General features: G+C 36.1%; 8 protein-coding genes and 1 pseudogene. 5 read left to right on the forward strand and 4 right to left on the reverse strand.

Annotated elements, in window-relative coordinates; all coding sequences use genetic code 11:
• Positions 1-105: 105 nt before the first annotated feature.
• Positions 106-1,218: a DUF1972 domain-containing protein gene (locus AC0UMU_RS10955; RefSeq protein ID WP_472300757.1), complete on the forward strand. Its 1,113-nt coding sequence runs from the start codon at positions 106-108 to the stop codon at positions 1,216-1,218.
• A 75-nt stretch (positions 1,219-1,293) separates the two neighbouring features.
• Here AC0UMU_RS10955 and AC0UMU_RS10960 read toward each other — a convergent pair whose 3' ends face one another.
• Entirely contained in the window at positions 1,294-2,790 is a 1,497-nt protein-coding gene (locus AC0UMU_RS10960) for a glycoside hydrolase family 10-like protein (protein ID WP_472300759.1), read from the reverse strand.
• 165 nt (positions 2,791-2,955) lie between these two features.
• Between AC0UMU_RS10960 and AC0UMU_RS10965 the strand changes: the two genes are divergently transcribed.
• A complete protein-coding gene (locus tag AC0UMU_RS10965; protein ID WP_473979934.1) occupies positions 2,956-5,577 on the forward strand; it encodes a valine--tRNA ligase in 2,622 nt (873 codons plus the stop codon).
• Between the two features lie 107 nt (positions 5,578-5,684).
• On the opposite strand, the gene AC0UMU_RS10970 is transcribed toward AC0UMU_RS10965, so the two are convergent.
• The 3 genes and pseudogenes from AC0UMU_RS10970 to AC0UMU_RS10980 form a co-directional block, all read right to left on the reverse strand.
• Positions 5,685-6,569, reverse strand: a complete 885-nt coding sequence (locus AC0UMU_RS10970) for a DUF3298 and DUF4163 domain-containing protein (RefSeq protein ID WP_288641313.1) — start codon at positions 6,567-6,569, stop codon at positions 5,685-5,687.
• 120 nt (positions 6,570-6,689) lie between these two features.
• Entirely contained in the window at positions 6,690-7,454 is a 765-nt protein-coding gene (locus AC0UMU_RS10975; protein ID WP_288641314.1) for an EFR1 family ferrodoxin, read from the reverse strand.
• A gap of 65 nt (positions 7,455-7,519) precedes the next feature.
• A pseudogene (locus AC0UMU_RS10980) lies at positions 7,520-9,115 on the reverse strand (alpha-galactosidase).
• A gap of 187 nt (positions 9,116-9,302) precedes the next feature.
• Here AC0UMU_RS10980 and AC0UMU_RS10985 point away from each other — a divergent pair.
• The 3 genes from AC0UMU_RS10985 (at position 9,303) to AC0UMU_RS10995 (ending at position 12,630) form a co-directional block, all read left to right on the forward strand.
• The gene (locus AC0UMU_RS10985) at positions 9,303-10,139 is read left to right on the forward strand and encodes a CvfB family protein (protein ID WP_278716284.1); all 837 of its coding nucleotides are present in this window, start codon (positions 9,303-9,305) and stop codon (positions 10,137-10,139) included.
• A gap of 134 nt (positions 10,140-10,273) precedes the next feature.
• Positions 10,274-11,332 (forward strand): leucine-rich repeat domain-containing protein, encoded by a 1,059-nt coding sequence (locus tag AC0UMU_RS10990; RefSeq protein ID WP_009317068.1) that lies wholly within the window; start codon positions 10,274-10,276, stop codon positions 11,330-11,332.
• 284 nt (positions 11,333-11,616) lie between these two features.
• Complete coding sequence (locus AC0UMU_RS10995) at positions 11,617-12,630, forward strand: DUF6340 family protein (RefSeq protein WP_278716281.1); 1,014 nt, start codon at positions 11,617-11,619, stop codon at positions 12,628-12,630.
• Positions 12,631-12,838: the final 208 nt, after the last annotated feature.

The raw sequence follows: 12,838 nt of genomic DNA on the forward strand, positions 1-12,838 counted from the left end.
CTCCTTATCGGAACAAAAAATATTCTCGAAAGCTATTCTTAAAAAGAGGCTGTTCAAAATTTAGACAGAATATAAATCTTATAGATTTTCAACACTTTATGTTTTATGAAAAATGTTGCAATCGTGGGCACTCAGGGTGTTCCCGCGAGATATGGCGGTTTTGAGACTTTGGTAGAGAACATTATTGGGAAAAATTGTCCTCTTGAGGTGCAATATACGGTATTTTGCAGTAGTAAAGACTTTAAAAAAGAAGAGCGTTTATTGTCTTATAAAGGTGCTTTTTTGAAATATGTCCCGTTACATGCGAATGGTTTTCAGAGTACTCCGTATGATATTTGGTCTTTGTTGAAAGTGATGCGGGGATATGACGTGATTGTCATATTAGGTGTATCGGGGTGTATATTTTTACCGGTATTTCGCTTGTTTTGTCGAAAACGCTTGGTTATAAATATTGACGGGTTAGAGCATCGGCGGGCAAAATGGGGAAAATTTGCCCGTTGGTTTTTGAGATTTTCCGAGGCTATGGCTGTTCGTTTTGCGGATGTGATCGTTGCGGATAATAAAGGTATTCAAGATTATATTCTTGATGTTTACGGAAAAGATTCTGTATTGATCGCTTACGGAGGGGATCATGTGAAACGGTCGGTCGGAGAGGAGAGACAACGTGCGATATTGGACCTTTATGGGTTGAAAAGAAAAGAGTATTCGTTCACGGTGTGCCGTATCGAGCCGGAAAACAATTGTCATATTACTTTGGAGGCTTTTGCGAAAAGCGGTGATGTGTTGGTTTTTATCGGTAACTGGGATAAGAGTGCATACGGGCAAGAACTGAAACGAAAATATAGCGGGGTCGGGAATATTCAATTGATCGATCCGGTCTATGATCTTGATGTTTTGTATGTATTGAGGAATAATTGCCGCTTTTATATTCATGGACATAGTGCCGGAGGTACAAATCCTTCATTAGTGGAGGCTATGTTTTTTAATTGTCCGATTTTGGCCTATGATGTCATATATAATCGAGAAACTACCGAAAATAAGGCTTTTTATTTTCGGGATGCAGAGCAACTGATTGCTCTTTTAAGAAATGACAATGCTTTATTGTTGGAGAAATCTGCAAGAGATATGTCTGAAATTGCAAATCGCCGTTATCTGTGGGAAGTGGTATCGAGGCAATATCTGGAACAGTTTGATCTTGTATCGGTTAAGGCCGACTGATAAATTAGGCAGGCTTGAAAAACAGGGGAGGGAAACATATAGTTTTTCTGCCCTTTTTTTTCAAGTTTTTGTTTTTTATAATTTTACGGTTACTTTTTTGCCCTTTTTACTTTCATTGTGCATTCTGTCTACTGCGGTTATAACGTAAGTATATTTTTCTGTTCCTTTTTGATAGGGTAGTAAATATCCGGTTTCTCGTGTTGTCGTAACAAGATTTTTTCCGTTCGACAGATCAATAGGTTCACCTTCAGCGAATCGGTAGATACAGAAATAAACCTGCTTCTGCATTTCATCTTTTGTGTTTTTACGTTTCCATTCCAAGACATAGCCTTGCGGTATCCAACGGGCTTTCAAGCTTTTCACTTCTGCCGGACATTTATCATCGATAAATGTGTATGCCGGTATTATTGCGGGAAAAGCGAAGTGGTCGTATTTCAGGGCGTTGCCTATATTTCCGTAATTTTCTAACAGAGGATGCGCCGGCCAGAAACAATTACCGGAGATGTTGTCCAAATAACGGCTCAATTGTATTTTATGATTTAGTTGCGAATATTTCGGATTTACGTCCGCTGCGTTCATCGTTCGTTTTACGTCTTGTCCGATATAGAGATGCCGTCCGTTACCATGACGATTCCACCAATAAATAAGGGTTTCGTAACAAGCTGCTTTATGCCCTATTTCCCAATATAATTGAGGCATCATATAATCGACCCATCCGTTACGAGTCCACATCAGTACATCTGCATACAAGTCGTCATAATTTTGTAACCCGTTCGTATCGCTACCGTTCGTGTCATTTTTTTTATTTCGATATATTCCGAACGGACTGATTCCGAACCGGACCCAAGGTTTCCGTTGCGAAATGGTCTGATGAAGTTCTTGAATCAAAAAATTTACGTTATTCCGACGCCAATCAGATAGGCTCAGTCCGTTTCCGTATCGAGCGAAACTCTTTTGGTCGGGAAATTCTTTTCCTGCAATGGGATAGGGGTAGAAGTAATCATCCATGTGTATTGCATCTATGTCATAACGAGATACGATATCATCTACTACTTGACAGATAAATTTACGGGATTCGGGCAATCCCGGATCGAAATAAAGCTGATTACCATAAGTTACGAACCATTCGGGGTGTTTATGATAAATGTGTCCGGGCGCTAATTGTTCGTTCAGATTACTTTTTACGCGATACGGATTGAGCCATGCGTGAAATTCCATATTCCGTTCATGACAAGCTTCGATGAGATATTGCATCGGATCCCATATCGGAGTCGGTGCTATGCCTTGTGTCCCGGTAAAAAAACGACTCCATGGCTCTAACGATGATTGATAAAACGCGTCTGCTTGAGGTCTTACTTGAAAAATGACGGCATTTATACCCATTTGTTGCAAGCCGTCAAGCATTGCTGTAAGATATGTCTGCATGGTAGCTTTATCCATGTTCTGGTATTGAGACTGATGAACAGTCTGTATCCATGCACCCCGGAATTCCCGTTTGGGAGACTGTTGACTTTTTAATGGAAAAGCAAATAGTAAAATCGCTAATGTGATAAAGTAGAACCGAAATTTCATAATGAGTGTCTTATTAATATTCGACAAAAATAGAAAAACTTCTTGTGAAATTTGCTCTTTTGTCTCTTTCTGTCTCGAATATTTTGTACTTTTGTGTCGCATTTTGGAGATTTTTGTCTCTTTTGTTCTGTATAAAAATAAAAAAACAAGAAATTACGAAATAGAATGGAAATTGCAACGAAGTACAATCCTGCCGAGGTTGAAGGAAAGTGGTATGAGTATTGGCTTAAAAACGGATATTTCAAGTCGAAACCCGATGGCCGTGAACCTTATACGATAGTCATACCTCCGCCAAATGTTACGGGTGTGTTGCACATGGGGCACATGCTGAACAATACGATTCAGGATATTTTGATTCGTCGTGCCCGTATGACCGGAAAGAATGCTTGTTGGGTTCCGGGTACCGATCATGCTTCTATCGCAACCGAAGCGAAGGTCGTGAACAAATTGGCAGCTCAGGGAATTAAGAAAACTGATCTTACACGAGAAGAATTTCTGAAACATGCATGGGAATGGACAGAAACTCACGGAGGAATTATCTTGCAGCAACTCCGTAAGTTAGGTGCTTCTTGTGATTGGGACAGAACGGCTTTTACTATGGATGAGCTTCGTAGCGAAAGTGTCTTGAAAGTTTTTGTCGATTTATATAATAAAGGACTTATCTATCGGGGTGTCCGTATGGTAAATTGGGATCCGAAAGCTTTGACTGCTCTATCCGATGAAGAAGTCGTTTATAAAGAAGAACACGGAAAGTTATATTATTTACGCTATAAGATTGAGGGTGAGGACGGATATGCCGTAGTCGCAACGACCCGTCCTGAGACGATTATGGGAGATACGGCTATGTGTATCAATCCGAATGATCCCAAAAATCAGCATTTAAAAGGGAAGAAAGTTATTGTTCCGTTGGTAAACCGGGTAATTCCGGTCATCGAAGATGATTATGTTGATATCGAATTCGGTACGGGTTGCCTGAAAGTCACTCCGGCACATGATGTCAACGACTATATGCTGGGTGAAAAGTATAATCTGCCGAGTATCGATATTTTTAACGATAACGGTACGATAAGCGATGCTGCCGGAATGTATGTCGGTATGGACAGATTCGATGTCCGTGTTCAAATAGAAAAAGATCTGGAAGCTGCGGGCCTGTTGGAAAAAACGGAGGCTTATACTAATAAAGTCGGGCATTCGGAACGTACGAATGTTGTGATAGAGCCTAAACTTTCTATGCAATGGTTTTTAAAAATGACCGATCTTGCTAAACCGGCGTTAGAGGCTGTAATGAATGACGATATAAAGTTTTATCCGGCAAAATACAAAAATACATACCGCTATTGGATGGAAAATGTTAAGGATTGGTGCATTTCCCGTCAGCTTTGGTGGGGACATCAAATCCCTGCATATTATCTTCCCGAAGGTGGGTATGTCGTAGCGGCAACTAAAGAGGAAGCTTTGGAACTGGCTCGTAGGAAGACGGGTAATTCTGCCTTACAAACGGAAGATTTACGACAAGATGAAGATTGTCTCGATACCTGGTTTTCTTCTTGGTTGTGGCCTATATCGCTGTTCGACGGTATTAATCATCCAGGAAATGAAGAACTGAATTACTATTATCCAACCAGTGACTTGGTTACAGCTCCCGATATTATTTTCTTTTGGGTAGCCCGTATGATTATCGCCGGCTATGAGTATCAGAAAGAGATGCCGTTTAAGAATGTCTATTTTACCGGAATTGTCCGTGATAAATTAGGCCGTAAAATGTCTAAGTCGTTAGGTAATTCCCCCGATCCGTTAGAATTGATCGATAGGTACGGGGCTGACGGGGTTCGTATGGGAATGATGCTTTCTGCTCCGGCCGGAAATGATATTTTATTTGATGATACATTGTGTGAACAAGGACGTAATTTCAATAATAAGATATGGAACGCATTCCGGTTGGTAAAAGGATGGTCGGTAGATTCGTCTATAGATCAGCCTGAGTCAGCCAAGATTGCAGTAAGGTGGTTTGATGCTATGCTGAAAAAAGCAAGTATCGAGATTGCAGACTTGTTCTCTAAATATCGTCTTTCGGAAGCATTGATGGTGGTATATAAATTGTTTTGGGATGAATTTTCTTCATGGTATTTGGAGATGATCAAACCCGGATATCAACAGCCGATAGATGCTACGACATACGAAAAGACTTTGTCGTTTTTTGATGATCTATTGAAACTTCTGCATCCGTTTATGCCTTTTATTACGGAAGAACTTTGGCAGCACATTTGTGACCGTAAAGAGGGGGAAAGTATCATGATCGCTCAATTACCGGGAGTAGAGACTTATGATGAAGTTCTATTGGTACAAATTGAGACGGCAAAAGAGATTATTTCAGGAGTGCGTTCGATTCGTCTTCAAAAGAATGTCCCGAATAAGGATACGTTAGAATTACAAGTTATCGGACAGCACAATTCGGGGAATGATGCGGTAATTTCTAAACTTGCTAATTTGTCGGCTATTTTGTCGGTTAATGAAAAAGATGCTACAGCAGCTTCATTTTTGGTGGGCACAACCGAGTATGCCGTTCCGTTAGGAAATAATATTGATGTAGAAGCCGAATTGAAAAAGCAAGAAGAGGAACTGAAATATTTACAAGGTTTTCTAAAATCGGTCATTGCTAAATTAAGTAACGAGCGTTTTGTGAATAATGCTCCGGCACAGGTTGTTGAAATGGAGCGGAAAAAACAGTCCGATGCAGAAAGTAAAATAAAATCTTTAGAGGAAAGTATTGCCGCATTGAAGAAATAAAGAGGTCTAATACTTATACAATTGATTATATAAAAAACGCCAATAATTTTTTAATAAATCATTGGCGTTTTTTATTGCTTCATAAAATAATTATTGTGAAGACTGTGTTATTCAAAAATACGTTTTACGGGACATTCTGGTAAAAGGTAAGGACGCAATACGGAGTATGGTAGGGTAATTCGTGTTTGACCTAAATAATAAGGTGCGATATCATACGGATTATATAACCACGTGATTCCATTTTTTTCCGCATAGAAATTATCGGTAGCGACAATGTTTTCAGGACTATAATCTTTCTTGCTTAATTCATTGATATTTGTTAATTTAAGATCGATTGCCAATTGTTTTCGTAATAACTCATCTATTGTTGCTCTATTTTTTTCACTAATAAGATCATTCAAAAGAAGGCTCTTACCTTTTTGTAAATCAAAAGTTTGATATGTAGTTGTATAAATGCCGTGTGCCCCACCGGTAAACATATAAGTCGATAATTCGTAGCTCCATATATCGTGATTATTATAAAGAGAGCGGCTACCTACAGATAATTCATAATTCATCCATACACCGATGTCTTTTTTAGAATGGCTATATTGAGACATATCTTTTTTATAAGTGTCTATATAATTCTGCATGTATTTTTCTGCAGCTAATTTAGGAGCGAAACTCTCATATTCTTCTCCGAAAATACTCTTCACAAAATATTTTTGTATCTGTTTTAATTTTATATTGTTAGGATAATTATCCGGATAAATCATGTCGATAGAGAACGTACAGGCCGGCATTGTCGTGTCATTATTGATATGATATTTTTTTTCATTTTCATAAAGAGCAAAAGATAATGTATCTATTTCCTCTATAGAAATAGAGGTATCGGTCAATTCTGTTTGCTGATCCGAATCTGTTTTGTCTGGATGATTTTTTTTCTGCTTACAAGAGTTTATACATAAAAGGAGAAGGCAGAATCCGGATAAAAGAATAAATCTATTTTTCATATTTGGATGATTTAGTTGACATATTTACAAATATATAAAAACTTCTGATTTATATTTTGTTTGAAATAAAAAGTTTTGTGCGTACGCTATAAAGAAAAACCGTTTAATTTCGTTATTAGTTCATTTTTTCCCTTTGTAATAGCGGCCTTTTTTCTGTGTTTTCTTCCCATATTGAATTGCCGTTTGCGGGCATCTGTGAATACATGCCAGACAAAGAATACAATGGTGCTGCCACTTCGGTTTTTTATCGACTTTTATATTTCCAACAGGGCATTTTTGTTCACACAACCTGCAACCGTTACATAAGTCTGTGGCATAAAAATCTTTATCCGATATTTGATATTTATTGAATAATGGCCATATAATTCGAGTTTTAAAGAAAGGGAAATGCCCTTGTTTACAATCGAATAAATCTGATCTGTTATTGCTTATCCATGAATTTATCTGTTTTATTCTGGGGACAGCATCTCTTAACTTTTTATCTGTTAAAGTCGGAGAATCTACATCGAATCCTTTCATTAATATATAGTTATTCGGCATTATGACAGAAAATCCACTATTGCAGACAATCCCTTTGGCCGATAATGCTTTCACAAAGATGTTTTTGCTTAGCCCGATATCATCACCACAAGTACAAACAAAAAAAACATAGTTATTATACTTTATTTCTAATTGTATGAGCTTAATGAAATCGAGAATGAGTTTAGGCGGCCCCCAAGAATATATGGGAAATACGAACCCTATTTTTTCTTTTTCCGAGACTCGATAATAAAATTCTTTTTTTTGCATAACTTCGGGAATAAAACATATTGTTTCATTTTGTGCTTTTGCTACTTCTTTTGCAACCCATTCAGAATTTCCTGTTCCCGAAAAATAAAATATCATATTGAAAATTTTTGTGATCACAAAGGTAAGTTATTCTTTCATTTGCTGAAATCAGAAACGGTGAATTATCGTCTTTTTAATGTAAAACAGTCTATATCTGGAGTCCAGCAATAGGGACTGCCTATGCGAATTGTATTTTCCCCACGATTTAATTGTACAGAAAGAGTAATAGTCATAATTCCCTTTGAGCTATCGGTTTCTAAATTTTTAAAGAAATAAGACTTTCCGTTTATATTGACTTCTAATTTGCGGTTCTTTTCAGGCAAATAAAAAATCTTCATTTCATATGCACCCCCTTTTTTACTGTAAACATTATCCCATTCAGCATAATTTTCAGAGCTCCCGCCAATAAAGCTAACGGTCATTTTCCCGGATGCCTTTTCACATGGAGCATAGCGGATACTTTTAGAACGAGTACCCAGATCATCATAACATGGAAGATAAGCCCATTCAGCTTCGTAAAGCGATGATTCCAGACGCTTTTCCGCCTCTATACGAAAAAATTTTGCACTATGAGGAGGTAACTCATATTCTAAATATTCTTTATTTGTATCAATAGTCTTATGTTTTATTAAATCTCGGACTTTTATTGTTCCACCTAACTCCAAACATGCAGTGGGTACAGAAAACGAACAAATCGAGTCTGATGGATTATATAAAGCCATAGCTCTGGCTTTACCTCGTTTTTGTTCAATATCTTTGACTAATACATATCCATTTTTTTCGTGTTGAGCTACATAAGCTTGAAGACCTAACGAATCTTGATTGATAGCTATTAGTTCTTTGTTTTTCAGTAATTCTAAAGATTTATCCGGAATAGTAGTTAAATCGCAACCGATAAGTAAGGGCGAACTCATGATACATCACATACCGAAATGAACTTCTTCCTCTTCAGGTTTTAGACCTCTTCCTATTTCCAGCATATCCATATCATTATAATGACCATTTCGTGCATAGGCTGATAAATAAAGGTTCTTATTTATTATATGTTTGATAGATGCCCACTCTGGAGTAATATCGGCACTTATCCTCCATAAAGTTGCGATATCTTCAGCCCATGTGCCGGGGAAAGCCCAACGGCAAATATTCAATGATATTTTATGGTTACAAACATCGTTGAAAGCTCGATAAATTTCAGTATATCTCTTTTGTTCATCTAATGCTAATTCCTGTCCGGCACCACAATAGTCTATTTTGATAAAATCAAACCCCCATTTGTTAAAAAAGAGGTCTGCGTTTTGTTTCTCGTGCCCATATAGCCCGACTCCTATTCCATTTGGATCGTTGTCCCAAATCGAACCGCAAGTATTACTTCCTGCATCAGAATAAATGCCAGCTTTTAGACCTTTATCATGTATATATTTAACGATGTTTTCCAATCCGTTGGGAAAACGCTTGGGATGAGTATGAAGTATTCCCGATTCATCACGCCATCCGAAAAAACCGTCATCGATATTTATATATCGATATCCAACGGTTTTCAGACCTCTATCAATAATTGCATCAGCTTGTTTTTTTATAAGTTGTTCATTGATGTTTATACGATAAGTATTCCAAGAACTCCATCCCATAATAGGAGGTGTAAATCTATTATTTTGAGCTTTACCTGTCATTGCAACATAGCATAAAACTATGATGAATAAGTATTGTGCATTCTTCATCTTACTAAATATTTAAGGTTTATATACAAAAGTAAAAATAAATGCAGAAAGATCATATTGTACGGCGTGATTTTAGAAAAATTTGATGATTCTGAAAAACTTCATAAAAATATATTCTCCATATTCCTATGAAGGAGCTTTTATAATATCTGAAGTTTATTTACTTTTGTTCCAAAAGAAACAAATTATGGTAAAAGTAGGAAGGTATAATGCCTTAAAGGTTATAAAAACAGTAGATTTCGGTGTGTATTTAGATGGAGAAGATAAAGGCGAGATATTACTTCCTGCTCGATATATACCTGAAAATTGTCGTATAGGAGATATAATAGATGTTTTTATCTATTTTGATTCAGAAGATCGAATTATTGCTACTACAGAAAAACCTTATATTCAAGTTGGAGAGTTTGCATATTTAAAAGTGAAATCGACAAATAGGGTCGGTGCATTTTTGGATTGGGGGTTAATGAAAGATCTGTTAGTTCCTTTCCGTGAACAACGAGTCGATATGAAACAGGGATATTATTATACTGTTTATGCTTATCTTGATCATGAGAGTGGACGTATCGTTGCTTCAGCTAAACTGAATAAATTTTTGAATAATCTTCCGATCGATTATGAAATAAATCAGGAAGTTGATTTATTGGTAGTACAAGAAACCGAGATAGGATATAAGGTTATTATCAATAATACGCATTGGGGCATGGTTTATTACAATGAGATATTTTGCAATATAGAAAAGGGAGATCATATAAAAGGGTATATAAAACATATCCGTAAAGATGAAAAAATCGATGTTGTTTTACAACCGGTAGGATATGAAAAGATAGATACGTTATCTTCTGAAATTCTTCGATCTTTACACGAAAATGAAGGTTATATGCCTCTTTCTGATAAATCTTCTGCCGAGCAGATTGCCGAGCACTTTTCTTGTAGCAAGAAAAATTTCAAAAAAGCGATAGGTGCATTATACAAGCAAAGATTGATTCTGATTCTTGAGAATGGAATAAGACTGAATGAAAAGTAGTCTTTCCTCTTTTCATTTTTTTGTAAAATTCGTTCTTCAAAACTTTTTTTCGACTATATTGTTTTAATGAGTGTAAAGTTAATATCGGGAAGAGGATATTAACCGACAATAAGTCTAATAAAATAAAAGAAGTTATGAAGCGAGTTTTATTAATTGTGGCACTAGTCCTGGGAAGCACAGTGCTATTTGCTCAGAAGTATAACAAAAATGAAGTGAAACAACTGCAAAGTTTTTTGCAGCAGAAATCTGCTAAAGGAGATTCCAATGCCGATCGGTTGGAAATCGTAAGTATTAATACTCCGGCAGCATGGAAAGGTGTTACTTGGAATAACGGTAGAGTGGTTTCTATAGATTGGCAAGATAAAGATTTAGCGGGAGACATAAATTTGAATGGTTTTTCAGCTATGCAGAAAGTGAACCTTTCTCGAAATAAGATTACGGTAGTCGATGCTACGAACTGTTCAGCTCTTACAGATATGAATGTCAGCCGTAATAAATTGTCAGAACTTGATTTAACCGGTTGCATTGCGTTGGTCAAGCTTGATTGTTATAAAAATCGTCTCACGGAAATCGACCTTTCTACATCTCCGCAATTGAAAAATTTAAATTGTTCTAATAATCTTTTTGTTGAATTCAATATTCAGGGTTCATCTGCTTTAGAATCCCTTAATGTTCAAGGGTGTCACTTAGAATCTCTTAATGTTGATAGTTGTGCTAATTTGAAAAATCTCTATTGCGGATATAATCGCTTGACGAATTTAAATCTGTTCGGGACAGTTAATTTGCAAAACTTGAATATGGATGATAATAATATCCGTACAATGATTATGTCAAAACAACCGAATCTTTTTACTCTATTTTGTAGTGATAACAATATGGTAACACTTGATGTTCTGAATTGTGATGCTCTTACTGATTTGGTTTGTTCATATAATAACCTTACCCGGTTAAATCTTAACGGAACGGACAAACTTACTTTTGTCGATTGTTCTTATAATGATTTGACAACACTTGATTTAAGCAATCGCTATCTGTTACAACGGGTATTATGTAATCAAAATCAGTTGACCATGCTGGATGTTTCATTTTGCCCGAATTTGGTATATATTAATTGCCGATTTAACCAACTCATAGATTTGCGTACGATAGGGGATAACAATCTACGTATGATCGCTTGTCAATGGAATTACTAATAATTGTGGTTATATTTGTTTCGGAAACACCTGTAAGTAAATCTACTTATAGGTGTTTCCGATTTTTTATTAATCGTATTTTTTCTTTAGCTTTTCTTTCGGTAAGCAAAGATGTATTAAATACTTTATTCACAATACAATAAAATAGGATAATCTGATGAGATATTTTTATAAAATTTAATCAGGCTCGAAAAGACTCTTAGTTTTTTTATAAGAAATGAATATTCCTCACATGAAATAAATTTGTATGTTTGTAGAAAAGCTATTCATAAACCTTGATATTTATGCATTATTGGTTAAATACTATAAGTTTACTTTTTATTTTATTGTTTACTTCATGTGCGACAGCTGTTTATGTCCCACTCGAAATATTACGTCCATCGGAAACGATATTGCCAGATTCTCTTCGGACGTTAGCCATAGTAATCAATACCCCCGAACGTACACTGGTAGAAGATGAAGGTGAAATTATTGACGCTTATAATGAGCGTCAACGGTTGCAGATAAAAAGAGGAAATCTTATTCCGCATTTTGTAAAAAGCGTATCATCTTCTTTAAAGCAAGCTTCTGGTAAGACTCTATCTGTAGTTTCGATGCAGAATGATCCTATGACAGAATATATTTTGCCAGAAGACAAAATACGACTTATCAAGGATAGTCTAAATGCAGATGCCATTTTGTCTTTAGATAGATTATCTGTTATTCCATCTATTCACTTGACTCAGGTAGACGAGGCTCTATTTTTTGGAGATTTGGATATTGCTGTTTATGCTGATCTCAAACTTTATATGGGAGAAAAATATTTACCGAGCGTTTTTTCCTGTAAAGATACTATATCGTGGCAATCGTATGGAGAAACAGAAAATCGAACTTTAGACAGGTTTCCATCATTTCAAAATTGTTTGATCGATGCAACAAATCATTCCGGGTATCAGGTCAGTAAAAAGTTTTATCCGTATATTGATAATGCAGATCGTTTTTATTTTGTTACTCCGTACCCTTTGATGAAAGAAGCAAATTCTTACTGGAATAGAGGAAATTATGAAGAAGCTTCTTATTTATGGGAGTATGTTTACGAAAATGCGGAGAAAATGGGTCGGAAGGCTAAAGCCGCCGCTAATATGGCATTATATGAAGAACTTAACGATCGATATGATTCTGCATTGGACTGGGTAAAAAAATCTTTAAATATATTTTTGGAATCTCCTGAGAAATATTCTAATTATATAGAGTATCTTTTGGAATACCAACAACAGTTGAATGTCCGTATTCAGGAAAATAGGCAAATGGCTTTCTGAAATATTTTATTCATTTTCATACTAGAATCTTTAATTTATTTTTTATCTTTAGTAGAATAGGAGGGCGAGAAGATCAAATGGGGTCACACAGTATTTTGCATATCCTTTTTTATCATTTGTGTAAATTACAATAAAGTAATCGATATTAATAAGAAAAGAAGGTGTCTAAAAAGGATGCCTTCTTTTTTTTGTCATGCCGCCCTTTTAT

The sequence above is a fragment of the Coprobacter fastidiosus genome, from assembly GCF_982245605.1.